Origin of the sequence: Spirosoma sp. 209, assembly GCF_002006735.1 — a bacterium.
GTDB lineage: Bacteria > Bacteroidota > Bacteroidia > Cytophagales > Spirosomataceae > Spirosoma > Spirosoma sordidisoli.
On the sequence record NZ_MVEC01000021.1, the window covers coordinates 17,654 to 43,378 of the forward strand.

Annotated in this window: 19 protein-coding genes and 1 pseudogene; 16 read left to right on the forward strand and 4 right to left on the reverse strand. The window is 53.5% G+C overall.

Annotation, left to right across the window (positions count from 1 at the left end; all coding sequences use genetic code 11):
- Positions 1-3 precede the first annotated feature (3 nt).
- The 10 genes from B1C80_RS24445 (at position 4) to B1C80_RS29030 (ending at position 13,947) form a co-directional block, all read left to right on the forward strand.
- Positions 4-1,947: an efflux RND transporter permease subunit gene (locus tag B1C80_RS24445; protein ID WP_041618066.1), complete on the forward strand. Its 1,944-nt coding sequence runs from the start codon at positions 4-6 to the stop codon at positions 1,945-1,947.
- Positions 1,898-3,286 (forward strand): TolC family protein, encoded by a 1,389-nt coding sequence (locus B1C80_RS24450; RefSeq protein WP_236648908.1) that lies wholly within the window; start codon positions 1,898-1,900, stop codon positions 3,284-3,286. The genes B1C80_RS24445 and B1C80_RS24450 overlap by 50 nt, the downstream gene beginning before the upstream one ends.
- 16 nt (positions 3,287-3,302) lie before the next feature.
- Positions 3,303-4,724, forward strand: coding sequence for an efflux RND transporter periplasmic adaptor subunit (locus B1C80_RS24455; protein WP_012931305.1), 1,422 nt, complete (start codon positions 3,303-3,305; stop codon positions 4,722-4,724).
- A gap of 2 nt (positions 4,725-4,726) precedes the next feature.
- On the forward strand, positions 4,727-6,550 hold the full coding sequence (locus tag B1C80_RS24460; RefSeq protein ID WP_012931306.1) for an efflux RND transporter periplasmic adaptor subunit: 1,824 nt from the start codon (positions 4,727-4,729) through the stop codon (positions 6,548-6,550).
- A gap of 80 nt (positions 6,551-6,630) precedes the next feature.
- Positions 6,631-7,782 (forward strand): DUF563 domain-containing protein, encoded by a 1,152-nt coding sequence (locus tag B1C80_RS24465; RefSeq protein ID WP_012931307.1) that lies wholly within the window; start codon positions 6,631-6,633, stop codon positions 7,780-7,782.
- A gap of 27 nt (positions 7,783-7,809) precedes the next feature.
- Entirely contained in the window at positions 7,810-9,063 is a 1,254-nt protein-coding gene (locus tag B1C80_RS24470; protein WP_012931308.1) for a glycosyltransferase family 87 protein, read from the forward strand.
- A 287-nt stretch (positions 9,064-9,350) separates the two neighbouring features.
- Entirely contained in the window at positions 9,351-11,816 is a 2,466-nt protein-coding gene (locus B1C80_RS24475; RefSeq protein WP_077923851.1) for a TonB-dependent receptor, read from the forward strand.
- 90 nt (positions 11,817-11,906) lie between these two features.
- A complete protein-coding gene (locus tag B1C80_RS24480) occupies positions 11,907-12,638 on the forward strand; it encodes an AraC family transcriptional regulator (protein ID WP_201723584.1) in 732 nt (243 codons plus the stop codon).
- A 67-nt stretch (positions 12,639-12,705) separates the two neighbouring features.
- Positions 12,706-13,749 carry a sterol desaturase family protein gene (locus tag B1C80_RS24485; RefSeq protein WP_077923852.1) on the forward strand — a complete coding sequence of 348 codons (1,044 nt, stop codon included), beginning with the start codon at positions 12,706-12,708 and terminating at the stop codon, positions 13,747-13,749.
- Positions 13,750-13,947: a DUF2147 domain-containing protein gene (locus B1C80_RS29030; RefSeq protein WP_077923853.1), complete on the forward strand. Its 198-nt coding sequence runs from the start codon at positions 13,750-13,752 to the stop codon at positions 13,945-13,947.
- Between the two features lie 11 nt (positions 13,948-13,958).
- Here B1C80_RS29030 and B1C80_RS29035 read toward each other — a convergent pair.
- Positions 13,959-14,699 (reverse strand): annotated as a pseudogene (locus tag B1C80_RS29035) (DUF6503 family protein).
- A 156-nt stretch (positions 14,700-14,855) separates the two neighbouring features.
- Between B1C80_RS29035 and B1C80_RS24500 the strand changes: the two are divergent.
- Positions 14,856-15,035 carry a hypothetical protein gene (locus B1C80_RS24500; RefSeq protein ID WP_077923854.1) on the forward strand — a complete coding sequence of 60 codons (180 nt, stop codon included), beginning with the start codon at positions 14,856-14,858 and terminating at the stop codon, positions 15,033-15,035.
- A 19-nt stretch (positions 15,036-15,054) separates the two neighbouring features.
- Here B1C80_RS24500 and B1C80_RS24505 read toward each other — a convergent pair whose 3' ends face one another.
- The gene (locus B1C80_RS24505; RefSeq protein WP_201723587.1) at positions 15,055-17,136 is read right to left on the reverse strand and encodes a heavy metal translocating P-type ATPase; all 2,082 of its coding nucleotides are present in this window, start codon (positions 17,134-17,136) and stop codon (positions 15,055-15,057) included.
- A gap of 537 nt (positions 17,137-17,673) precedes the next feature.
- Here B1C80_RS24505 and B1C80_RS24510 point away from each other — a divergent pair.
- The 5 genes from B1C80_RS24510 to B1C80_RS24530 all read left to right on the forward strand — a co-directional run bounded on the left by B1C80_RS24510 (position 17,674) and on the right by B1C80_RS24530 (position 24,538).
- Positions 17,674-18,276, forward strand: coding sequence for a helix-turn-helix domain-containing protein (locus B1C80_RS24510; protein WP_012931315.1), 603 nt, complete (start codon positions 17,674-17,676; stop codon positions 18,274-18,276).
- 90 nt (positions 18,277-18,366) lie between these two features.
- Entirely contained in the window at positions 18,367-20,631 is a 2,265-nt protein-coding gene (locus B1C80_RS24515; RefSeq protein ID WP_077923855.1) for a heavy metal translocating P-type ATPase, read from the forward strand.
- Positions 20,632-20,681: 50 nt separating this feature from the next.
- On the forward strand, positions 20,682-20,912 hold the full coding sequence (locus tag B1C80_RS24520) for a heavy-metal-associated domain-containing protein (protein ID WP_012931317.1): 231 nt from the start codon (positions 20,682-20,684) through the stop codon (positions 20,910-20,912).
- Positions 20,913-21,118: 206 nt separating this feature from the next.
- A complete protein-coding gene (locus B1C80_RS24525; RefSeq protein WP_041618069.1) occupies positions 21,119-21,589 on the forward strand; it encodes a DUF305 domain-containing protein in 471 nt (156 codons plus the stop codon).
- A gap of 123 nt (positions 21,590-21,712) precedes the next feature.
- On the forward strand, positions 21,713-24,538 hold the full coding sequence (locus B1C80_RS24530; RefSeq protein ID WP_012931319.1) for a multicopper oxidase domain-containing protein: 2,826 nt from the start codon (positions 21,713-21,715) through the stop codon (positions 24,536-24,538).
- Between the two features lie 116 nt (positions 24,539-24,654).
- Here the strand turns inward: B1C80_RS24530 and B1C80_RS24535 are convergent, their stop codons facing one another.
- Positions 24,655-24,978, reverse strand: a complete 324-nt coding sequence (locus tag B1C80_RS24535; RefSeq protein ID WP_012931320.1) for a DUF6799 domain-containing protein — start codon at positions 24,976-24,978, stop codon at positions 24,655-24,657.
- A gap of 69 nt (positions 24,979-25,047) precedes the next feature.
- Positions 25,048-25,620: a hypothetical protein gene (locus B1C80_RS24540; RefSeq protein WP_012931321.1), complete on the reverse strand. Its 573-nt coding sequence runs from the start codon at positions 25,618-25,620 to the stop codon at positions 25,048-25,050.
- Between the last annotated feature and the right edge of the window lie 105 nt (positions 25,621-25,725).

Here is a 25,725-nt window from a genome sequence, read left to right on the forward strand (position 1 = left end):
ATCATGTGGAAGAAGATAAAGAAATGGTTCGGCTTCGGACCTAAGAATTACGTCGAAATTCCCGACGAAGAACGGCTGGCGATCATCGAGCGGTCAAGTATTCAGGTCTCGCGGGGGGTGTTCTATTCAACTATCATCATCATCACGTCGTTTCTGCCGGTGTTTCTGCTGACCGGGCAGGAAGGAAAGTTATTTCACCCACTGGCCTGGACCAAAACGTTTATCCTACTGGTTGATGCGGTGCTGGTCGTAACGCTGGCCCCGGTCATGCTGTCGCTGTTCATGAAGGGCCGCTTCAAGGATGACCATGCCAATCCGATCAACCGCTTTCTGGAGCGGATCTATGAACCCATTATTCGCTGGGTAATGCGCTGGCGCAAAACGACCATTGGTATCAACCTGTTAGCCCTGGCTATTAGTATACCAATGCTGATGAGTCTGGGTTCGGAGTTTATGCCGCCGTTGGACGAACAAAGCATTCTGTTCATGCCGGTTACGCTACCCGACGTATCGAACGCCGAAGCTAAACGGATTTTGCAGGTGCAGGATAAGTTGATTAAGTCGGTGCCGGAAGTCGATAAGGTGTTGGGGAAAGCAGGACGGGCATCGACGGCAACCGACAACTCACCGATTAGTATGATCGAGACCATCATCATGCTCAAACCCAAAACGCAGTGGCGGGAAGGCATCACTAAGAAAGACCTCATCAACGAGTTGGATGCCAAACTTCAGATTCCGGGCGTGGTTAACGGCTGGACACAGCCCATTATCAATCGCATCAACATGCTCTCGACGGGTATTCGTACCGACGTAGGCATCAAAGTACACGGGCAGTCGCTCGACAGCATTTACGCCGTCTCGGAACAGGTGAAAGCAGCTTTGGAAGGCGTTCCGGGCGTGAAAGACCTGTACGTCGAACCCGTCACGGGCGGCAAGTATCTGACTATTGATGCAAACCGCGAGGCCCTGGGCCGCTACGGATTGAGCGTGGACGACGTGAATGGCGTGGTTGAATCGGCCATTGGCGGCTCTCCCATCGGGCAGACCATCGAAGGACGACGGCGATTCTCGATCAACGTGCGGCTGGCGCAGGATTACCGCAACAGCATCGAACGCATCCGGCGCATTCCCATCGCTACGGCCGCATTCGGTACGGTTCCGCTCTCGGCAGTGGCGACGGTGAAGTTCGAGGATGGCCCCCCGATGATTACCTCCGACAATGCCCTGTTACGGGGGGCGGTGATGTTCAATGTTCGTGACCGCGATCTGGGGGGTACGGTGCAGGAAGCCATCAATAAAGTAGGGAAAGAATTGAAACTGCCCAACGGTTATTTTCTGGAATGGAGCGGGCAGTACGAAAACCTGATTCGGGGTAAGCAAACGTTGCTGATTATTGCCCCCGTGGTGCTGGTTATCATTTTTCTCTCGCTCTACCTCGCTTTTGGCTCGGCACGGGAAGCGTTTCTGAGTTTGATTACGATTCCCTTCGCGCTGATCGGCGGGGCCTACATGGTCTATTTCTACGGGGTGAACCTGTCGGTGGCCGTGGCGGTAGGTTTTATCGCCCTATTTGGAATTGCGGTCGAAACGGGCGTAGTGATGGTGATCTACCTCAACGATGCCATGAAACAATTGGTCGCCAAACGCGGCAACTCCCGCGAGACTATCAGCCGTGACGAACTACGCGAATACGTTATTAACGGCGCGGCCAAACGGCTTCGACCCAAAATCATGACCGTATCGGTGGCCCTGTTCGGCTTAGTGCCGGTGCTGTGGGCATCGGGGGTTGGGAGCGACGTGATGCTGCCCATCGTGCTGCCCATGATCGGGGGGGTATTGACCTCCTCCACGCACATTCTGTTGGTGACTCCGCTAATTTTTTTACTGACAAAAGAGTATGAACTTAAAAAATTTGGTAAACTGGATGTGCTGGAAGCCTCTCACTAACGGGCTGCTTGCCGCGCTGCTGGCAACGCAGGTTGTATTCAGCCAGACGCAGCCTCTGCCAACATTGCCCCAGCCGAAACCATCAGCCGTGCAGTCGCTGACGGGGACTGACCAATACGTGCGGCCTTCGGCCACTGTCTCATCAGGCCCGGTGCTGGCCTTAGACAGTGTACTGACCCACATCGACCAGTACAATCCGTTGCTAAAACCATTTGGCAGTCGGGCCGCTGCCGCCCGCGCTTACGCCGAGGGCGCGCGTAGCTGGATGGCCCCGATGGTGGGCGTGGGTACGTTTATGGCACCGTATCCGATGCAGATGATTATGGACGAGCGCGATAAGGGCTTCGGGATGGTGTCTGTCGAGCAGGATATTCCGAATCCTTTTAAGCAACGGGCTACCCGCATCTACCAGCAATCGAAAGCAGGCGTAGAAGAAGCCGGGCGGGGCATCACGCTCAACCGGCTGCGCTCCGATGCCAAGCAACTCTATTTCGACTGGCTCGTGCTGGAAAAACGGCGGGGGGTGCTGGCCGAAAATAAGCGCATTCTGCAATTGATGAAAAAGCTGGCCGACATCCGCTACCCCTATCAACAGGGCAGTTTGGGCAATATCTACAAGGCGGAAGGGCGGCTCTACGAACTGGACAACATGGTCACGATGACCGAGGCCGAAATTGAGCGCAAACGCATCGGGCTGAATACGCTGATGAACCGGCCCAAAACTGAACCGTTCCAAATCGACACGACCTACCGCCCGGCACAGCCTCAGCCCGTTGTTCCGACAACCGAAGAGATTGGTGGCCGACGCAGCGATATTCTCCGCATGGACAAACAGATTCTGAGTATGCAGGCGGGTATCGAATCGCAGAAAGCGCAGGCCCGGCCCGACTTCCGCATCCGTTTCGACCATATGCAACCCTTTTCGGGCGTGAAGAGCATGATGCCCACCCAGTTTACGCTGATGGGCATGATTTCGATACCGATTGTACCCTGGGCCTCCCGGATGTACAAAGCCGAGATCAAGGGAATGCAGCAGGACATTGAAGCCATGCGCTACGAACGCGAAGGCATGCTCAACGAAACGCAGGGCATGGTAGCCGAGATGCTGACCGACATACGGAACATGAACATTCAGTTGGCAAATTACGAACGGCGGGTCATTCCGACGCTTCGCAAAAACTACGATACCCAACTGATTAACTACGAGCAGAATAAAGGCGAACTACCCCTCGTCATTGATGCCTGGGAAACGCTGAATATGACGCAGATGGACTACCTGACGCGCCTACAAGACTATTATCGCATGATTGTGAGCTATGAGCGAGAACTGGAGAAATAAGAACAGGCTGGGGCCAATGGCCTGCCTCGTCGGACTTGCCCTGCTTCTGCTGGCAGGCTGCCAGGCAAACAACGACAACAAAGAAGTAACGGCACCAGCTAACCCAAATCAGACAGGCCATCAGCATGGTACAGCGGGGGCGGTTGAGTCGGACCACGACGAATATACCTGCCCCATGCACCCACAAATTGTGCAGGACAAGCCTGGTTCGTGTCCCATCTGCGGAATGGATCTGGTGACAAAAGTGACCACTGGTGGCGACAGCCTGACGGTCAATGCCGACCTCAAAGCCCTGTTACAACCCACAAACTCGGTGGTAGTGGCTAACATCGCGACCGTGCAGCCCGAACAGCGCACGGCCTCGGTATCCGTGCAGGCCAACGGCATTGTGACCTACGACACCCGGCGGCTCTACTCGATTCCGGCCCGGTTTGGCGGTCGGGTCGAAAAGCTGTATGTCCGGGTCAACTACCAGCCCATCCGTAAAGGCCAGAAACTACTCGAACTCTACAGCCCCGACATCGTCACGGCCCAGCGCGAACTGCTCTATTTACTCGATGCTGACGCGGGGAATGCCCCCCTGATTGCCGCAGCGAAGCAGAAGCTACGGCTGCTTGGCTTAACCGACGGGCAGATTGACGAACTAACCCGCAGCCGGAAGCCTAGCTACGCGCTGGCCGTGTACAGTCCCTATGACGGGTACGTCGTTGAAGAATCGGCGGGTGCGCCGTCGGGGCAGTCCGGCGATCCGGCTATGCCTGCTGCTGGCGGCATGGGTAGTGCCGGAGCCAGTGGTGGAATGGGGGGCGGTATGTCGGGCGGGGGAACCCCGCCGACTACGGATGAAATCACGTTCGCTACACCAACTCCCGCGCCGGGGAGTGGGGCCGCCGGTGGTTCGTTGCTACTCCGCGAGGGGCAATATGTACAAACCGGACAAACCTTATTCCGGGTGGTTAACCCCAGCCGGTTGTGGGCCGAGTTTCGGCTCTACGCCCGCGATGCGGTTGGCATCAAACCCGGCGACGAACTGACCATTTCGTTCGACCAGACGGGCGAGGCTATGCGCCGGGCGCGGGTCAGTTTTGTGGTGCCTTTCATCGAAGGAAACGGACAGTTCGTTACGGTACGGGCGTATCTGCCGGGGGGTAACTCCGTGCGGGTAGGCCAACTGGCCCGCGCTACGCTTCGGCGGTCGGGCGTAGAGGAGCTTTGGCTACCCGCTACGGCCATACTCGATTTAGGCAACGAGCAGGTCGCCTTTGTGCAACAGCAAGACGCTTCCAATACCTTCCGGCCCGTGCGGGTACAGACCGGCCAGCAGGCAGGTGGGTACATTGCCATTACAAAAGGGCTGACCGATGAGCAGGTTGTTGCCCGCAATGCCCAATTTTTAATTGACAGCGAAAGTTTTGTCAACGCAGCAACCACGAAATAGCCATGAGTAAACGATGGATATATGGCTGGGCAGCCCTGCTGGTGCTGCTCAATACCGCCTGCCAGTCGGGTGGAAAGGCCACAACAAAAAATGATGATTCGACCCGCATAGCCGCCAGCGACGAGCATGGCGGCCATAATCACGGGCCAGACGGGGCGGAAAAAATTACGTACACCTGCCCCATGCACCCGCAAATTGTCCAGGACAAGCCCGGCTCCTGCCCCATCTGCGGCATGGATTTGGTGCCGGTGGCGAAGACCGGCGAAAAAGCCACAGAGATTATGCTTAGCGAAAGCCAAATGCAGCTTGCCAACGTGATGGTTCAGCCGGTAGCGTCGGGCAATATTGGTAATAGTACCATTCTGAACGCCCGGCTTGCCGCCGATGAGCAACAAACGGATGTCATCAGCAGCCGGGTAGCGGGCCGTATTGAGCGGCTCTATGTGAAAGAGACGGGTCAGCCCATCCGCAAAGGGCAGGTACTGTATGAGATTTACAGCGAACCCCTGCTTACTCAGCAGCAGGAATACCTGTTAGCCCTCCGGCAGGTCGAAGAACTGAACGAACCACGCTATGAAGACTTTCGCCGGGCTTCTGAACAGAAACTTAAACTGTATGGCATGACCGCTGAACAGATTGCCGGGTTAGCCAAAACCCGGACAGTACAGCCGCGCATTCCATTTGTGGCACCGGCGGGTGGCACGGTTACGGAAATTGAGGCCAGCGAGGGACAGTACGTGGGTGAAGGGGCATTGCTGTATCGATTGGCGAACCTGGGCCAGCTTTGGGTCGAAGCCGAATTGTATGCGGGTGAAGCCCGGTTTGTGAAAGTAGGTGACCGGGTGCCGGTACAGGTGGTGGGCTATGAAAACAGTCCGATGATGAATGCGCGGGTGACGTTTATTAACCCCGAATACCGGGCCGGTAGTCAGGTACTGGTGATGCGGGCGGTGCTGCCCAATCCGGGGGGACGTTTCCAGCCCGGTCAGCAGACACGGGTGCTGCTTCGGCACGGTGTGCAGCGCGGGCTAACGTTGCCGGTCGATGCCGTGGTGCGGGCGGGCGATGGAGCCGTCGTGTTCGTGCAGACCGGTCAGGGAATCTTTCAACCGCGACGTGTCGAGACGGGTACCGAAACCGATCAGCAGGTCGCTATCACAAAAGGGCTTACCGGCGACGAATCGGTGGCTATGTCGGGGGCCTATCTGCTGTACAGCGAACTGATTCTTAAAAAGGGCATCAACCCGATTACGGCCAAGCCCGATGAGGAAGGCGTAAAATCCACGCCAAATACGGAAGCAAATCCCACCGCACCGGCGGGGATGCGGCCTTCCGACCGGCCCGTTGCTGAAACGGTAGCCCCAAAGAGCCACAAAGCCCCTGAAGGGTTTAAGAAGCAACTAACCGCTGTGTACGAAGCCTCGCTGAAACTGACGGAAGCCTTTGTCGGCTCCAACCCAGGCCAAAGCAAGGCCGCTGCGGGCGGGGTCGAAAAAGCGTTGTCAGGCGTAAACATGATGCAACTTTCCGGGCAGGCGCATACGGATTGGATGACGTACCTGAACACCATGAGCGCGGGCCTGAAAGCCCTTAACACGACCACTGATCTGGAAAAACAACGAACCGCCTACGCGCAGTTTGAGGATGGATTGTACCGGAGCGTCAAAGCGTTTGGCGTGACTGACAAACCGGTGTATCGGCAGTTCTGCCCCATGGCCCTCAACAACAAAGGCAGCTATTGGCTTAGCGACAAAAAGCCTATTCGCAACCCGTATTTCGGGAATCAGATGCTGACCTGCGGGGAAACGAAGGAAGAAATTAATTGACCATTCGCGTCGTACTACTGGCTTAAAAAGTAACGTCTATGGCTGCACCTCTACCCATCCGAACATCTTTGTTTCAGTCAATGAACAGACAACTTACCCGCTTACCCATCAAGCTGGTTAAACGGGTACTAAGTAGAGGCTCCCGTTGGCTCTATCGCCGACTTGGCGTTCAGTTTCTGGACAAGCCCCAAACAGCCGCTTATCTTGCCCCTTACCAGCGGAGTATGTACCCAGCCAATCGGCTTTCCCTAACGGAAGTCATTGACCTCGCCGATCCGTCGAAGGTGTATTTTGCGGCCACCCAGGACGAGAGCGAACCCGTGTCGGTCTGGTTAGTGGAACAGGCCAACGGGGCGTTCTCGCAACTGCCCTATGGGAGTATTCGTGACAAACAGCACGTTCTCTGCACCGACATCAATACGGATGACTTCTACCGGAACGTCCTCCACCGAAAAAAACGTCAGCAGATCAGCAGCACAGCCTTGATAGCTCCCTGGAGTCATTACTTAGATGGCGTAGTTTGGGGCGGCTATTATGACTTTGTGATGTTGGTGGCGGGGAAGTTAGCCCGGATAAAAGACGCCATTCCTGAAACCCTATTCAAGGAAGCCCTTGTCGCATACCCGTTGTTTAAAACGGCTTACGAACGGGAGTATCTTTCCTTACTGGGCATAGAGCCGACCCGCCTACTGGACAGCCGCACGACGCAGGTGCGTTTCGAGCAATGTGTATTAGCCAATACGGGCCACTGGTTTTATCCAAATAAAGCGGATATCGATGCGCTCCGTAAACATATCTTACCTAAACTACCGCCACCAACCGGCAAACGAAACCGGATATATATTAGTCGGGCGGGTCGTCGTCGGGTACGCAATGAACCTGACTTAATCAACCTCCTACTACAATATCATATTGAGGTGATCGAGGACAAACCGCGCTCAGTGGCTGAACAGATAGCTATTTACCAAAATGCCGGTTTTATCATTGGCCCTCACGGGGCTTCATTCGTTAACATCCTTTGGTGCCAGCCCGGTACGCATCTGTTTGAATTGTTTGCACCGACTTATTTCCCCGACTTCTACCGAAATATGGCGGAACAACTCGGCCTTCGTTATTCAGCTTACTTTCACGGTCCAGCCGAAACGGGAGGTTGGGCTGAAGGACTGGAAGACGATATATATGTCTCTGTTTCAGAAATAGATCAATGTCTGGAGAAATTGTTGAATAAGTAGTTTTAAATCTTAAAAACACTGTAACCCATGACTCCTTTTGCCCGTGTTGCCCGACGATATTGGTATGCACTGCTCGCATTTTTCGTACTGTCCGTTATATTTTCCATTCGTGAAGCTCAGACACAGGATGCCAACGGAGATGCTTACATCTACTGGGCCGTTGGGGGTAAGTTTTTAAACGACCAGCCGCTTTATGACCCGGTTCCCGGATCACAGGAGTTTCTATATCCGCCAATAGCCGTTCTGTTTTGCCAGTTTTTGGCTTTATTCCCCTTTCCGGTAGCCGTTGGGCTATTTACGTTTCTTAATTTTATGGCATGGCTGGCTTTGCTATGGCTTACTTACCGCTTTTTGGGTATCTACTTTCCCGGAGCCGCCTTGCAGTCGGCTATGCTGGTTGGGGCTGTGGCAACAATTCGTTATTTCTGGCATAATATTGTCTGGGTAAATGTTAACGAACTGGTCGCCCTGGCCAGCATTGGGGGGCTTTATTGGTATCTGAAAGGCCGGCAAACCATTGGCTTAGGGTTGCTTACGTTAGCCACCTGGGTGAAAGTAATGCCCTTGTTACTCATCGGAATACTGTTCATTCGCAGGCCCCGGCACACAATTAGTTGGGTGCTGGTATTTAGCGGTTCGTTTGCCATTATTCTGTTTGGATTTAGAGGTGTAAGTCAGGGTGTTCAGGATCATTTCGACTACTGGCATATTACGTTTAGGCCGTTTTTGCTGGGCGGTAAGGTCTTTACCGACTGGATTGCTTTCGGTATATCGGCTACCTTGTCGAAGCTGCTGACAGCCCACCCCGATATTAATGGTGTTCGGTATCATATCGTGAGCTGGCCTCCGGCGTTAGTCGGAAAAATCAGTCTGGTCATACGCCTGATTCTGGTCAGCACAACGTATTACTATGCGTGGCGTACACGTCGACAGAAAATAGTACCCCTATCGGTGTTACTAACTACCTACCTGACGATGCTTTTGGTAGCTGGTGTTTCCTGGGAGGGCCATCATGTTACGTTGCTGCTGGTTATCACGGGCCTGTACCAGCGCCTGACTGAGATAGGATTGCTTCGGTTACGGCGGTGGTTTGCCATAATCAGTATCGGCGTTGGGCTGATGACCAGCGACCTGTTGGGAAGCCATCTGTCTGATTATGTGCAGGCATTCAGCCTGATTACCTACAATGTATTGTTTCTATACATAATCGCTGTGTGGGTTAATCAACGGTTGACAACGACAGAACATCAAATAAGTATGAACACGACAACGGCTGTGTAATGCGATGAAAGACTGCTGCAAAACAGGTGACGTACCGCCGACACCTCCCTGGAAAAAGTACTTGAACTGGTTGCTCTACGCGGTATTAGGGGGGATTGTTCTACTGGCTGCCTGGCAGTCGACATAGTGTTCACGCTTTTAGGGCTGTGGTGGTTGCATAATTGAAAAATAAGGCGGCTGGTTCAACAGCCGTCACACTCCTTATTTAGAATAGTTCTATAAAAAAGATTGCCCGTTTCAATGGTACACCTATCTTTGCGTAGTTTTGAATCAGTCTAAATAAAACTATGCAGGTACTTCTTCGATTAATCCCTTTACTCCTCATTTGTCTGTCATCATTCGTTGGGCGGGCAGCCGACTATAAACCGTCGGGTACGCTTCAGGGCTATGTGCTGGACCGAAACAAGCAGCCTGCGGAGGGTATCACCGTGTCGCTTATAGGAACCGTTCGTCAGGTAAGCACCGGCCCAGATGGGTCTTACCTCTTTAAAAACCTGTCACCAGGCCGTTATGTATTGATTGTAACGGGCGTTGGCCTGCAAACCCAGGAGCAATCAGCCGAAGTAACGAGCGGTCAGGCAACCAGCCTGAATATCACCATCAGTGAAAGTGTCCAGGAGCTTCAGGAGGTGAAAGTAGTAGCGTCAACGGGCCTGCACGAGCGCGAGGTGCTTCCCGAAGTCGGTCAGAACGCCATCTACGCGGGCAAGAAAACGGAGGTCGTTAACCTTGGCGCATTGGACGCTAATCTGATTACCAACAACAGTCGGCAGGTGTTCAGCAAAACGCCGGGGGTGATGGTCTGGGAAAGCGAAGGCTCCGGGATGCAGGTCGGCGTAGCGGTTCGGGGGCTTAGTCCGAATCGTTCCTGGGAGTTCAACGTCCGACAGAACGGAGTGGATATTAGTTCCGACCCGTTTGGCTACCCGGAAGCGTATTACAACCCGCCTATGCAGGCCGTTGACCGCATCGAACTTATTCGGGGGGGCGCGTCACTGCAATATGGCCCCCAATTTGGCGGACTACTCAACTATGTGCTCAAGAAACCAGCGACCGATAAACCAATTGCCGTTGAATCGCAGCAGTCGGTAGGCAGCTACGGACTATTTTCTACCTATAACTCGGTGGGGGGGTCGGCTGGTCGGTGGCAGTATTTTGGCTATGTCGATTACCGCCGGGCCGATGGCTGGCGCGACAATAGCCGCTACAGCATTTTCAACGGCTTTGCCTCGGTTAGCTATTTGGTGTCGAACCGGCTCAAAATTGGCGCGGAAGTGTCACGGGCGTATAGCGTCAATCAGCAACCGGGTGGCCTGACCGACGCTCAGTTCGCGCAGAATGCCCGGCAAAGTGCGCGGACACGCAACTGGTTCAACGTACCCTGGACGGTTCCGTCTGTCACCGTCGATTATGCCCTGAGCGACCACACCCGGCTGAATCTGAAGGTACACGGGTTGTTCAGCGAGCGCAACCAGATTGGCTTTGTCAGTGCCATTACCAACGCCGACGTACCCAATGCGGGCGGTCAATTAGCGAACCGGACAATCGACCGCGACACCTACCGCAACTGGGGCAGCGAACTACGGCTTATCAGCCAGTACAACGCCCTGGGCCGTCAGCATACCTTATCGGCCGGGGTTAAGTACTTCAACGGCTTCACTGACCGGCGGCAGCAGGGCAAGGGGGATACTGGTTCAGACTTTAACCTCACGCTACAGGATGCGGCTTACCCCCGCGCCCTTGCGCTACGCACCACCAACGTAGCTGCTTTTGCGGAAAACCTGTTCCGACTAAGTCCGCGCTGGACCCTTACGCCCGGCGTGCGCATCGAAATGCTTGATAATAGTGTAGCGGGCCGGTACAGTTTTGCGGCCAACGGTATCGAAAATCAGGTTGACCAGAGCCGCAGCCGGGCATTTGCACTGTTCGGCGTAGGCACCGAATACAAACTGGCTACGTTCGCCACGTTCTACGGGAATTATTCACAGGCGTACCGGCCCGTTACCTTCGGCGACCTGACACCAGCCGCCCTGACCGACTTTGTAATTGACCCGAACCTACAGGATGCGCGCGGTTATACCATCGACGCGGGCTTTCGGGGAGCCTACCGGAAGTTTCTGAATTTTGACCTGGGGGCTTACTACCTCAGCTACGACAACCGAATCGGAACCCTGACCCGGCTGGATGCGAGTAACCGCCCGTATCAATACCGGACTAATCTGGGCCGCAGCGTGAGCAAAGGCGTAGAGGCTTACGTCGAGATTGACCCGGTGGTAGCACTGGCCGGTCGCTCAAAGGTGGGGTACGTTAGTCTATTTGCTTCGCTGGGGTTTACCGATGCCCGTTACCTGAACCTGCCCACCGCTACGGTAGCGAATGGTCAGCTTGTGGAAGGAAACTTACAGGACAAACAGGTCGAGAATGCCCCACGCTTCATTGGTCGCTTCGGCCTGAACTACACCTACCGCACGTTCACGCTAACGGCCTTGCTAAACCGGGTGGGCAGTGCCTACAGCGATGCCAACAACACCGAAACGGCTACGGCCAATGCCCAGACGGGACCAATTCCCGCCTACCAGGTAATGGACCTGTCGGCATCGCTTCGGCTGGCAGGCCGGTATTCGTTTAAAGCCGGGATCAACAACCTGACCGACGAACGTTATTTCACCCGCCGGGCCGGGGGCTATCCGGGGCCGGGCATTTTACCCGCCGATGCCCGTAATTTTTACGTGACGGTGGGCGTGAAATTATAGAAGTGGTACTTTAGTGCTGAACGGGGGATGAACGGATTGTTTTGTTCCCCGTTTAGCTGTTTTTGCCGTATTATTCAAAAACGTTTCGTCGTGCCTGCGTCCTCCCCACTGCTATTTCTGAGCGATGGCTTTGCGTTTTACCGGGGAAACTTATCCTCCGTCAGTCAGCATCAGCACCACGCCGTCGAATTGGTTATCAGCGAAGGTCCCTGTGAGTTCTGGAATGGCCCGGAGCGGCTGCACCGGGGGCGGGTTGCGCTGTTGGGAGCCGATGTTCCGCACCGATTCGTTGGCAATGGCTGGCAATGCTTTGTCTATGTAGAGCCGGAGAGCCGCTTAGGGTGGCACCTTGCCCAATACCTGAACGGGCAACCCGTAGTGAGCCTGCTGGATCAACTTGTCGTTGACTTATCCGTTGCCGAAGCCACGACAACCGATGAACTGGCCCTACTTTTTAATCAATTGATGCCAAAGCTGATACCGGATGCGGCACCAGCCCTGGCCGTTAGCGTCGATGAGCGAATTGACTCGGTGCTGGACTACGTAAAAACTCACATTGATGATCCGTTGCCACTTGGGCAACTGACGGAAGTGGCGTGTTTGTCGGAAGGACGATTGATGCACTTGTTCAAAGAACAGGTGGGTATCCCCATTCGTAAGTATGTTCTCTGGAATCGACTACAAGTCAGCGTACAGCACGTGTTGCAGGGACAAAATTTAACGCAGGCTGCCCACAGCGGGGGCTTTGCCGATTCAGCCCACTTTAGTCGCACCTTTTCCGAGATGTTCGGCATCCGCCCCTCCGATGTACTGCTAAAATAGCCGGTTTGTTCAAGTCTGCCCGTGGCGGAATGGTGAGCTTTGTAGCGGTCATTTATCAAATACAAGCATGAACAAACGCATCACGCTACTCCGCTACCTACTCTATCCGGTTATCTGGGCAGGCTCCTTCCTGCTTATTGTCGCGCTGCTGGTGGCTGGCATCAATACCTATCTGGCTACGCTCCCTGTTATTGCCGGGGCCGCCATTGTGGTGTTACTGCTGGAACGGGCATTGCCCTACGAAACCGAGTGGTTACGCACCAAACATGGCGATTTGAACCTCGATACAGTTCACTTCGTGGTCAACTACGGCATAAAAGTGGTGGCCCAGTTGATGATTCTCTGGCTGGGGCAGTCGCTAATTTTGTGGGCCATTTTTCCAACCTACTGGCCGTTGTGGGTGCAGGTGCTGCTGGCTCTGGCCCTCATCGACTTCTTTCTGTTTGCCGTTCACGCGCTCAGTCACCGTTACGAGTGGCTGTGGAAGCTGCACGCCATTCACCACAGTTCCGAGCGGCTTTACTGGCTGAACGGCGACAAACGACATCCGATTCATCAGGTGCTGGAAGGGTTGCCGGGTATTATCCTATGCGTACTGATCGGGGCACCCATGCCCGTCATTGCGGGAGCTTTGGCCGTGCTGACCGTCAACATGATGCTGCAACACGCCAACATCGACTACCGGGCCGGTTGGCTGAAACACCTCTTCAGCGTGGCCGAACTGCACCGCTGGCACCACCGGGCCGACTACAAAGACGCTCAGGTTAACTACGGGGCCTGGCTGGTTATCTGGGACAAGCTCTTCGGCACGTACTACGACGCACCGAGCCAGGCTGAACAGATTGGGCAGATCGGCATCGCCGAAGAACCTGATTTCCCACGTACCTACACGGGGCAGCTTCGATACCCTTTTCGTCCTGGTACTAAACAAGTGAATTCACTGCTTTTGGCCATTGGACTAAGCTTCTCTTTTCTGTCGTTTCAAACTCCTGAAGATAGCCTTTTGGGCACGTGGCGTGCGACCGACGGTAACGACATCAGCATCTATCGGAAAGGCGAGCAATACGACGCTAAACTTACCCATGTATCGAAACCGGAGCTACGCAATTAATTGGGCAGTATAGTTATTTGGGGTATGCGTTATGACAAGAAACGAAATGAATGGCGTGGAGGTCAACTAAAAATGCCGGGTATGGAACACATGGCTGAAGCTTTCATACGACTTAGTAATCAGCAACTGACGATCACGGGGTATCATGGTCTGCGCTGGTTGGGGAAAAGCCAGACGTTGACACGTGTAAAAGAATAATCCTGAACGAGTTAGGGCAACGGCATAACGCGAATGTTTTTCTGCTCAATTCGGGATAATTCCCTGAGTTGGCGGGCCTGGTAGCGACGGTCGTAGTTGCCGACCGACGTAGTATCGTCATTTTCGCCCTTGTAATTGATATAGTCCTGAAACCGGATACCGCCCACTACCTGTGGGTTGATAGCCTTGCGAAAACGCGGCCCGCCCTCGCTGTAAGCCAGATAGTCCATCGTGTGCGTCTGCTGATTAAACCAGTAAAAAAAGGTATCCTGGTAATCGGTTCCGCCCCCTTCGGCCCGGAACCGAACGCGCACGTTGTGATAGGGCTGCCCGTCGATTTGCGATTCACCGATTTAATCGGCCAGCACCGCCGGGTCGCTTAATTTGGCAGGTAATAACACAAAATACTCTACCGAATTCACCGCCTGGCTGTACCGTCGGGTCTGGGCCGAATCCAGCGTTTGCCGTTTGCCGTTCAGGGTACGCACAAACCCATTGTTGGTTAAGGTCTCAACGAGCTGGTTGCCCGTCGAATCGCGGTAGGTACGCTGATAACTGAACAGGCCGTCCTGTTGCTGCAACACTGCATGATACTTACGGAAATCAAATTCAATCCGCTTATTATTGTAGGCCGCGCCCCCATGTGCTTTAATAGCCTCTTTGACCAGTTCCTGCGCCTGATCCTGCGGTTGACACGCACAAACGACAAAAAGTGATACCAGCAGGCTTAACGGAAGACGATGGCTAACCATAGTTGATAACGAATGATAAAATGTACTATCTGAATTTAGGGTTATACAGTACGCTGTTAAACGACTGAACGCCCGAATTTTACAAATTCCTTAGCACAATCTTACAAGGTAGCCATTGATGAAACCTCGTAGATTTGACTAAAAATTCAGACTGGTATGAACGAGCTACTTATGGCTACCGACGATGTTTTTGATGCACGAATTGCAGAAATGCTAACTCTTGATGATTACCCGATTAATGATACTAAACCGGACATGGCCCACTGGAAAAAATTAAGGCTCCGCTTAGAGATAAATGCGTCGGGTCTCAAAGACCACACCCGCAACGATAACTAAACCTGGACGGCGATAACCGCTACGGATTACTACTACGCAAACTCCGCTTCAGTAATTGCGCGTTCAGGGCCACGATGACCGTACTGGCACTCATCAGCACCGCCCCAATAGCGGGACTAAGCACGAAATTAGGATACAGCACCCCAGCCGCTAAGGGAATGGCGACAACGTTATAGCCCGTGGCCCAGAACAGGTTCTGAATCATTTTGCGGTACGTGGCCCGGCCAAATTCAACTAAGTTGGTAATGTCGGTGGGTTTGCTATTGACCAAAATAATATCGGCAGTTTCGGCGGCCACATCAGTGCCGGAGCCAACGGCAATACCCACGTTGGCCTGGGCCAAAGCCGGGGCATCGTTCACCCCGTCGCCGGTCATGGCGACGAACTGCCCTTTAGCTTGTAAATCCTTCACGATGGTCACTTTCTGGTCGGGCAGCACCTCGGCGAAAACCCCATCCAAACCTAATTCTTTTGCAACAGCATCAGCTACCTTCTGATTGTCGCCGGTTGCCATATACACCTTGATACCTGACTGCTGCAACCGCTGCACGGCCTCCTTCGAGTCTTCCCGAATTTTGTCAGCCAGGGCTACATACCCGGCCAATTGGTCGTCAATCAGCACAAATACGACCGTTTCGGCTCCGCTGCCGTAGGCATCCTGCGGCTGCTCGATGCCTTTTTCTTTCAAATAGCCCGGACTCACCACCACCACCTGCCGACCATCTACGGTAGCCGACACGCCCTTGCCGGTGATGGACTGGAAGTTTGTGATGGTCGGCATAACCAGGTTTCGCTTTTTGGCTTCGCGGACAATACCCTGGGCGATGGGGTGCTGTGACTGCTGTTCCAGAGCCGCCACCATGCCCAGAAAACCCGCTTCGTCATCAGCCTGCAGCAGACGAACCCGCGTCACGCCAAACTCGCCTTCCGTAAGCGTACCCGTCTTGTCAAACACCATCGCCGTAATTTTGCGGGCCTCCTCAAACGCCGTGCGATTGCGAATCAGCAGGCCCTTTTGAGCCGAAATAGCCGTTGAGATGGCGACTACCAGCGGAATAGCAACCCCCAGCGCGTGGGGGCAGGCCGTAACCATGACCGTGACCATCCGTTCGACGGCGAACGAAACTTCTTTGCCACTCACTAACCAGACAACCAACGTCAGCAACCCCACTGACAGCGAAATCAGCGTCAACCACCCGGCAGCGCGGTCGGCCAGCGTCTGGGTCTGCGACTTGGCACGCTGTGCTTCTTCGACCATTTTAACGACCTTGTTGAGGTAGCTATCTTCACCTTTGTGCGTGACCCGAATTTTGAGCGAGCCTTCGCCATTGACGGCCCCGGCAATGACTGTGTCATTTATCGCTTTCTGCACGGGTACACTTTCACCCGTCAGCATACTTTCATTGACGGCACTATCTCCCTCAACAACGGCCCCATCGGTGGGAATGCGTTCGCCCGGCCGCACCAGCACGACGTCACCCAGATTCAGCGTAGTCACGTTTACATCAGTGATGATGTCGCCCGTTACTTTGTGGGCATCAGAAGGCAACATTTGTACAATTAACTCCAGGGAACGCGAAGCCCCGGCCACCGACTTCATTTCTAAGTAATGACCCAGCAGCATGATGTCGATCAGCGTCGCCAGTTCCCAAAAGAAGTCCATTCCCCGCAGCCACCCGAACGAGACGGCTACACTGTAGGCGTAGGCGGCTGTGATGGCTACGGCGACCAGGGTCATCATTCCGGGTTGCCGGGCACGGAGTTCACCCACTATGCCCGTTAGAAACGGCCAGCCGCCATATACGTAGATGACCGTTGACAGCACCACAACGAGCGGTTCGCGGTACGGAAAATCAAGCTGATAACCCACCAATTCCTGAAACATCATTGACAGGACGACTACCGGCACCGACACAATCAGGCATATCCAGAATCGGCGCAGAAAGTCGGCAATCATGGCTCTGTGGTCATGCCCTCCCGATCCATGCCCCATTTTACTGTGATCCATGCCCGCGTGGCTCATTTGGCTATGATTCATCTGGCTATGATCTATAGACCCGTGTTCCATGCCAACGCCACCCTGATGGTTATCGGGATTCATGGTTCCACTGTGCCCATCGTGGCCGATGTGTTGCAGGGCTTTCTGTTCAGCCGGGGCCTCCTCATCGCCAGTTTTCGGGAGCGTAACGGGATGCGAAGTCATACCCTGTTCTGTATGATGCGCCGAGTCTTTGGCTTCCATGACATGAAATGCCCCAACTTGTGAGACAATACGTTGTATGTCGGATACAGACGGGTGTTCTTCTACCGTCAGCACCGCTTCTGGCGGATCAACCGTAACCACAACGGCCAGCATTCCAGCCTGTTGACCAAGTGCTTTCTCTACCGCTTCCGCTTGTTCGGCAGTGGTTAATCCATGAAGCCTATATCGGTGTTGATGGCGCATAGCGGGAGGGGTTTGTTGTGTCAGGCTAACCCTAAATAGTGCATTCCAGTTTATAGATTCCCTCAATCTGAACCACTTCCAAAAATTTTGTAACAAGCGGAGGGCAATCTTGCAAGTAAAACCAGGCCATCTCGAATAGCTTTGCTGTCTTTATTGTTGTTTATGAGAAGTGAATGAACTGATGTACCCTCTATGATAACGCGTAGCCAGCCTTTACCAACCAACGAAACACCACTCGCGATCCGGGGCATGGTCTGTGCCCGGTGTATGGATGTGGTTCGACAGGAACTGGAAGACTTGGGCTGGGAAGTAACTCAGGTGCGACTGGGGCAGGTGCAGGTACGTGGCCAGGTATCCCCGGACGAGTTGGCCCGGATTCAGGCCGTTCTGGAAAAACAAGGCTTTTCATTGGTATCGGACGCTAAAGTGACGCTTATACAACGCATTAAAACCCTTATTGAGCAGACGCTGAACCGCGATGATTTAAGTGAGCGAAAGATCAGGTTTTCTGATTTTCTCGCTACCGAACTGAGCATGAGTTATGATACGCTGAGTGCCCTTTTTTCGGCCAGCGAGGGCCAAACGCTCGAACGCTACATCATTGAACGACGGTTGGATAAGGTCAAAGAACGCTTGGTGTACAGTGATTTATCCCTGAGCGAGATAGCGCATCAGACGGGGTATAGCAGCGTTCCTCATTTGTCGAACCAGTTTAAACGGCTGACAGGTCTCTCCCCGACCTTTTTCCGCACCGTTCGGCGCGATAAACAGGCTCTCCAGCAGCAGACAGGGTAATCAATTTTACAAGCTAAATGGGCAATTGTGTAACGCTTCCGGGGCGTAGCCGAACGAACTTTGCCGTATAAAATCAGTCACCAAAACAGCATGAATACGCCAACTATCGCCCCGGAGAAGCCCGTTCGATCAGCGGGAGCTACCACCCGCCAAACGTTCCCGGTGCTGGAAATGACCTGCGCGGCCTGCGCCGTTAGCGTCGAGTCGATGCTTAACAATACGCCCGGCGTTGCTAAAGCCGCCGTAAATTATGCTAACCAGTCGGCTACAGTCGATTATAATCCAAAGGCCATCACGCCCCAGGGTATGCAGCAGGTGCTACAGTCGATTGGCTATGATTTGGTAGTCGATGTTGAGGACCCGCAGCAGGTGCAGCAGGAAGCCCAGCAACGGCATTATGAGGCTGTTAAGCAGCGTACCCTTTGGGCAGGTATTCTGTCGGTTCCGGTGGTCATCATCGGTATGTTCTTTATGAATGCGTCCTACGCTAACTACATTATGATGGCTCTTTCAGCTCCAGTAGTGTTCTGGCTGGGTCGGTCGTATTTTATTAACGCCTGGAAACAGGGGCGGCACGGCAAGGCCAATATGGATACGCTTGTAGCCCTGTCAACGGGTATTGCCTTTTTGTTCAGCGCGTTCAATACGCTCTACCCGGAGTTCTGGCACAGCCGGGGGCTGCATCCGCACGTTTATTTTGAAGCGGCTGCGGTGGTCATTGCGTTTATCTCGCTGGGCAAGCTGCTCGAAGAGCGGGCCAAGTCGAATACGTCCTCGGCGTTGAAGAAACTGATGGGCCTTCAGCCCAAAACGGTTCGGATTATCGAAGACAATACGGAACGCGACGTACCGATTGCGTCGGTCAGGGTGGGTCAGCTAATTATGGTGCGGCCCGGTGAGAAAATTCCGGTGGACGGCAGGGTTGAATCCGGCCAGTCCTATGTGGATGAAAGTATGATTTCAGGGGAGCCGGTGCCAGTTAACAAGCAGGCGGGCGAAGCGGTCTTTGCCGGTACGATCAATCAGAAAGGTTCGTTCCGCTTCAGGGCCGACAAAGTGGGGGGTGATACCATTCTGGCGCAGATAATCCGCATGGTGCAGGAAGCCCAGGGCAGCAAAGCTCCGGTGCAGAAATTGGTCGATAAGATTGCCGGTATCTTCGTGCCGGTGGTCATCGGTATTGCTCTATTGACGTTCGCGGCCTGGATGCTCCTCGGCGGAGAGAACGCCTTTACTCATGCACTACTGACTTCGGTAACGGTGCTGGTCATTGCCTGTCCCTGTGCATTGGGGCTGGCGACACCTACTGCCATTATGGTTGGGGTAGGCAAGGGAGCCGAAAACAACATTCTCATCAAAGACGCGGAAAGTCTGGAACTTGGCTACAAAGTCAACGCGGTCATTCTGGACAAAACGGGTACCATTACCGAAGGTAAACCAACCGTGACGGATCTGGCCTGGCAGGTCGGCGACGATGAGGTAGCCCGCCTATTGCCCATACTCTATGCGCTGGAAGCTCAGTCGGAACATCCCCTGGCTCAGGCCGTTGTTGACCGGTTGAAACAGGCGGATGTCAGGGACCTTTCCCTTGATGGTTTTGAAAGTCTCACGGGGCTGGGAATAACGGGCCGCTATAACGGGCAAACCTACTGGGTTGGCAATCGCCGACTGATGGCCGAGCAGGGCCAGTTAGATCAACTAACAAACGTGAATGGTCTGGTCAGTCGCTGGCAGGATGAAGCGAAAACGGTCGTTTATTTTGCGGATCAAACGCGCATTCTGGCGATTCTGGCGATTGCCGACCCCGTGAAGCAAACCTCCCGCGAAGCCATTCACACGCTGAGAAAACGCGGTATCGCCGTGTACATGATGACTGGTGACAACAAACAAACGGCTCAGGCGGTGGCAAAGGCGGTGGGCGTTAACGACTACCGGGCCGAGGCCCTGCCCGCCGATAAAGCTGCTTTTGTGAAGGCGCTACAGGCGCAGGGTAAAGTGGTTGCGATGGTGGGTGACGGCATCAACGATTCGCAGGCACTCGCCCAGGCCGACGTAAGCATTGCGATGGGACGCGGGTCGGATATTGCCATGGACGTAGCCAAGATGACACTTATTACGTCTGACCTGAACAGCGTACCTAAAGCGCTGCACCTGTCGAAGAAAACGGTACAGGCCATCCGGCAAAACCTGTTCTGGGCGTTTATCTACAATGTCATTGGCATCCCAATTGCCGCCGGGCTGCTGTATCCGGTTAACGGCTTCCTGCTGAACCCGATGATTGCCGGGGCAGCCATGGCCCTGAGTTCCGTATCCGTCGTAACCAATAGCCTGCGGTTGCGCTCGGCTAAACTCTAACTGGCGGACGGAGTTGTACGAATAAACCTTTAAAGTTAAACTCAACTGGCATGGAAACATTAAACTTTAAGACAAACATCAACTGCAGCGGGTGCGTAGCGGCTGTCACGCCCTTTCTGAACAGCATCCCAAGCGTTGCCCATATTGATGGATGGAACGTAGATATGGACAGTCCCGACAAAATCCTGACCGTTCAGACGACGGACACCCGGATTGGTGAAGAAATTCAGAAGGCTATAGAGCAAGCAGGTTATCGGGCCGAACCAGTTACACGCCCGTGACGACGCGGGTGGGCCTGGCCGGTCCGCCGGAACGGTGCCGTCCGACCTGACTTCCAAAAGTTTTGCAATAAGTCAACCAAATCTTATAAGCGTCTCCAACATCCAAAGGGGCAGCTTATAAGTTATAGTATTACACAATGAAGTGAATTATGGAAGCGCACAAGCAACACACGGGCCACGCCCAACCTTCTCAACCCGGTCATGCTATGTCTGATCATGGGGCGGGTAACGGAAATCAGTATGGAAAGCTGGCCGTCATGGGTGTATTATCCTTTATTTCCATGTACGTGCTGATGTATTCGATGGTTGATCGGTTTGCCAACATCATTCCGAACGTCAATCAGTTTTACATGGCAGGCCTGATGACCATGCCCATGATTATCATCGAGGTGCTGGTTATGTCGGCGATGTACATGGATAAATGGCGCAATGCCCTCGTTATCGCCGTCAGTGCCGTTGCGCTCGTCGGCTTCTTTCTGCTGATCCGTCAGCAGGGTTTCGTTGGCGATAAAGAGTTCGCCAAGTCCATGATTCCACACCATGCTGCGGCTATTCTGATGGCTAAAGAAGCGAAGCTGACCGATCCTGAGCTGCAAAAACTTCAGCAGGATATTATCACGGCCCAGGAGAAGGAAATAAAGCAAATGAAGGATAAGCTGGCTGAGTTAGATAAGTAGTGCGTGACTACTTGGTGGGCCTAATTCCAAAAGTTTCACAATACTCATGGTCAATATTACAAGCGGCTCTTCCATCCGGCAGGGCTGCTTTTTTGTTTTATCAGCATATACGAGCGACAAACAATGAAAAACACCTTTCTTAGGACAGTAAGCCTGCTGATATTGCTACAAACAGTCAGTTATGGGCAACACCAGCAGCATACGATGGCCGCTGGCGATCAGGCAGCCAAGCCACCGGCTAATCCCGACAAATCAAACTTTCCGGTCGTTAAAACATCCCTGCCCGTCTCCCGGCCCCAAGCCCTTGCCCGCGTGAAACCAACGGGTAAGCGGGTCGAGTATGACCTCACCATTGACGAGCAGACGGTCAATATTACGGGCAAGCCGAAGAAGGCCATGACCATCGATGGGGGCATTCCTGGCCCGACGATGCGGTTTACCGAAGGCGATGTGGCCGTTATTCGGGTACATAACAAATTAAAAACCGAAACCTCATTGCACTGGCACGGACTGCTGGTGCCCAACATTCAGGACGGTGTGTCATACCTGGAAACCCCACCCATTCTGGCGGGCACAACTCGCACATTTGAATACCCGCTGGTTCAGTCCGGCACCTACTGGTTCCATTCGCACACCCGCTACCAGGAACAGGTCGGGGTGTATGGTTCTATAGCCATTCAACCTCAGCAGCTCACCCACAAGGTGGATCATGATCTGGTGTTGTTGCTGTCGGATTGGACGAACGAGAATCCGGCGTATATTCTGAAAAACCTAAAACGGCGCAACGAGTGGTACTCCATCAAAAAAAATAATGTCCAATCGCTCAACCGCATTATTCAGCACAAGGCGGTAGGGGCGTACCTACGGCAGTCGATGATGAAGATGGCCCCGATGGATATATCGGATGTATACTACGACCGATTCTTGGTAAATGGGAAAGACACCGTGCGTTACCCGGAAATCAAGGCTGGTCAAACAGTCCGATTGCGGGTCATCAACGCCAGTGCGTCCACCTATTTTCACGTCAATTATGCCGGCGGTCCCATGAAACTGATTTCCGCCGATGGGCTGGACGTGCAGCCGGTAGACGTTGACCGGCGGCTGATTGCCATTGCCGAGACCTACGACTTTATTGTCACGGTACCAAAAGGGGGAGCTTTTGAAGTGCGGGCCACCGCTCAGGATGGGTCTGGCTACGCAACGGCCTTGCTCGGAAATGGCCCGGCGAAGTACGCTCCGACGATTCCCCGTCCTGACCTCTACAAATTAACAGCCAACATGAGCCAAATGGGAGGCATGGGCATGGGGACGATGAACATGGGCAAAACCGATACGACCGCCCAGGCGAATGTGGACATGAACGGCCCCATGATGCACGATAGGCCCGGCATGGATTCCAAACCCGGCAAAGCCGAGTCCGCTATGGGTCAAATGGATCATAGCCAAATGGATATGGGACAGGGTAAACAGGCAAAACCGGCCCCCGCTACGCCCAAAAAGCCCGATTCGATGACCGGCATGGATCATAGTGGCATGGCCGGGATGGACCACAGCCAGATGGATATGGGTGCGAAGCCCTCAGCCAAGAAGTCGGCTTCGGCAAAAAAAGCCACCAAGCCAGCAAAAGCGGCTGGCTCAATGGAGGGCATGAACCACAGCGGTATGAAGATGGATATGGCCGGGATGAACATGCGCAAAGATGGCAAAATGGACATGACGGGGATGGACCACGGGCAGATGAATCAATCATCCATGCCGGGTATGGATCATAGTAAAATGTCCATGAAAATGGATTCAATGCCCGCTAGGAAAACAGACGGCAAAAAGCCAGATTCGATGGCTGGCATGGATCACAGCCAGATGAATATGGGTAGCAAAGCCGGTACTATGGCCGGGATGAAGGGAAAGGATCATGGAGGAATGGCCGGTATGAGCATGATGGACGAGCAGAATACCATCGACTACAGCATTCTCAAGTCGCCCGAACCCATTGTGTTTCCCACTAACCGCCCGATTCGGGAAATCCCGCTGACGCTGACGGGGAATATGTTCCGCTACATCTGGGGCTTCAACGGGCAACCCCTGTCACGGGCCGATATGATTCAGATTCGGCGGGGCGAGATTGTGCGTATCCGCATGATGAATAACACGATGATGATGCACCCTATTCACCTGCACGGGCACTACTTCCGGGTGTTGAACGGGCAGGGGCAGTATTCACCCCTGAAGCATACGGTGAACGTATCGCCCATGGAGAGCGTCACGATTGAGTTTATGGCCGATGACGAGAAAGACTGGTTTTTTCACTGCCACCTGCTCTATCATATGCTCAGTGGCATGGCCCGCGTGGTCAGCTATGGCGACAAACCAGACTCGTCCATTGCCAACATCCAGAAACAGCACACACGCGATATGCGTGACAACCAGCCGTTTATTTGGGGTTATCTGCAACCCGGCTATCCAATTAACTACTTTAACCTGAACATTTCTAACAACAAAAACGCCATCGTTGCGGGTGGAGATCATGACTGGCGCACGAACCGCTTCGAGTTCGACTTAGACTATGAACGCTACCTCGGCGATTGGTTCCGCGTGTTTGCCGGGATTGACGGCGGTAATGAAGAGTTTCTGCGCCGGGTACGGCCCGAAGATGGGGTAGCCACCGACCGGCGCATCGTTCGAGCCGTGGCGGGTATTCGGTATATGCTGCCGTTTCTCATTCAATCGGAAGTAAAACTCGACACGCGCGGTAACGTCCGGTTCCAGCTTAATGGACAGCAAATGTTGTTTCCCCGCTTAGATTTTCAGTATCAGACGCAGTGGTTAGTGGGCAGTTACCTGCGGGCGCACGTGGAACTGCAATACACCGTTACCAAAAATCTGTTTCTTCATACGGATTACGACACCCGGTACAAAGCCTTTGGTGGCGGACTGGGGTATAATTTCTGATTGGGTAGCCTGATAAGTAGCTGATCGAACAAACGCAAAACCGGGGTAACCAGTTTGATGGATACCCCGGTTTTGCGTTTGGTAGTGCCGGGTCTCAACCGGTTCGGATTGGCCAATCAGGGCTTTTTGTCGGTGCCAGGATGTACCATCATTTTCCCGTCTTTTATCATGCAGTGGTCGCCATCCTTCATTTTTGTGATAGTGCCGTCTTTGGCCTTGCAGGTGCCGTTGGTCATGCAGATGGTGCCATCGCTCATGGTCATGTCCATCGTCATGGGCGACAGTTTGCCGTGCATCATCATCATCTTGCCGCCCTTCATCACCATGTACTCCTCATGAGCCGGTTTGGCCGCATGAGTTGCGTGTTTGGGGGTAGTTTGGGCCGTGCTGCCGAATCCGGCCAGCAACAGGAAGGCGAATACGCCAAGTGAAATTTTCATAAAAACAGACTGATTGTTTGATAGATTATTAATAATTGTTTTGAGCGGGATGTCTTGAGGTTGCCCGACTCACCGACTTTCTTTTAGCAACCAGTTGATTTTGGTCATCCGGTGCATCGCATCGTAGGCGGACAAATCACCCCCATTCCCAAACTGAGCATCGAGCCGATCATGAAAAGGATGATTTTGAGGGAAAGCGTTCTTCAGATTCGCCAGCGTTAACACTTCGACGGGTGAACGGGCATCCTTACTGAAGTAGAGTTTCGTGTAGCCGGGAGCCTTCGCAATCGGCGGCTGAACCAGCTTATAAATCAATACCGACTCCGTTGGGTTTATAATTGGATAATGCTGATTATCAGCTACAAATCGAAACGACTGGCCCTCGCAATCACGGTAGCCAAATAGACTGTCTTTATTATATTGATACGACTTGCCGCTGTGGATTACCGTTACAAACGGCTTACCGATGAATTCATGCAACCGGATTCGATGCTTTTCCGACTGGCAGTCGACACCCAGCAACACTTGATTCTGCTGAAACCCCTCGGCAGAGCGAAACAGACCACTCGGCAGAGTCGTCGTCTGAGCTGCCGCTGTTAGAGAGATGCCTAAAAAGAACAGCACATTTAGTTTATTATACATCGTCTTAATGGATTAATTGGTACGTTACAAAGTTCGGTAAGTTACCTCCAACCGGGAATGACGGATATCAGCTATCAACCTGATTTATAGCCTACTGAACGAACC

Excerpts from the sequence above, each read along its gene's own strand:
- B1C80_RS24445 (WP_041618066.1), top strand. The coding sequence starts at position 4 with ATGTGGAAGAAGATAAAGAAATGGTTCGGCTTCGGACCTAAGAATTAC.
- B1C80_RS24450 (WP_236648908.1), top strand. The coding sequence starts at position 1,898 with ATGAACTTAAAAAATTTGGTAAACTGGATGTGCTGGAAGCCTCTCACT.
- B1C80_RS24455 (WP_012931305.1), top strand. The coding sequence starts at position 3,303 with ATGGCCTGCCTCGTCGGACTTGCCCTGCTTCTGCTGGCAGGCTGCCAG.
- B1C80_RS24460 (WP_012931306.1), top strand. The coding sequence starts at position 4,727 with ATGAGTAAACGATGGATATATGGCTGGGCAGCCCTGCTGGTGCTGCTC.
- B1C80_RS24465 (WP_012931307.1), top strand. The coding sequence starts at position 6,631 with ATGAACAGACAACTTACCCGCTTACCCATCAAGCTGGTTAAACGGGTA.
- B1C80_RS24470 (WP_012931308.1), top strand. The coding sequence starts at position 7,810 with ATGACTCCTTTTGCCCGTGTTGCCCGACGATATTGGTATGCACTGCTC.
- B1C80_RS24475 (WP_077923851.1), top strand. The coding sequence starts at position 9,351 with ATGCAGGTACTTCTTCGATTAATCCCTTTACTCCTCATTTGTCTGTCA.
- B1C80_RS24485 (WP_077923852.1), top strand. The coding sequence starts at position 12,706 with ATGAACAAACGCATCACGCTACTCCGCTACCTACTCTATCCGGTTATC.
- B1C80_RS24500 (WP_077923854.1), top strand. The coding sequence starts at position 14,856 with ATGAACGAGCTACTTATGGCTACCGACGATGTTTTTGATGCACGAATT.
- B1C80_RS24505 (WP_201723587.1), bottom strand. The coding sequence starts at position 17,136 with ATGAATCCCGATAACCATCAGGGTGGCGTTGGCATGGAACACGGGTCT.
- B1C80_RS24510 (WP_012931315.1), top strand. The coding sequence starts at position 17,674 with ATGATAACGCGTAGCCAGCCTTTACCAACCAACGAAACACCACTCGCG.
- B1C80_RS24515 (WP_077923855.1), top strand. The coding sequence starts at position 18,367 with ATGAATACGCCAACTATCGCCCCGGAGAAGCCCGTTCGATCAGCGGGA.
- B1C80_RS24520 (WP_012931317.1), top strand. The coding sequence starts at position 20,682 with ATGGAAACATTAAACTTTAAGACAAACATCAACTGCAGCGGGTGCGTA.
- B1C80_RS24525 (WP_041618069.1), top strand. The coding sequence starts at position 21,119 with ATGTCTGATCATGGGGCGGGTAACGGAAATCAGTATGGAAAGCTGGCC.
- B1C80_RS24530 (WP_012931319.1), top strand. The coding sequence starts at position 21,713 with ATGAAAAACACCTTTCTTAGGACAGTAAGCCTGCTGATATTGCTACAA.
- B1C80_RS24535 (WP_012931320.1), bottom strand. The coding sequence starts at position 24,978 with ATGAAAATTTCACTTGGCGTATTCGCCTTCCTGTTGCTGGCCGGATTC.
- B1C80_RS24540 (WP_012931321.1), bottom strand. The coding sequence starts at position 25,620 with ATGTATAATAAACTAAATGTGCTGTTCTTTTTAGGCATCTCTCTAACA.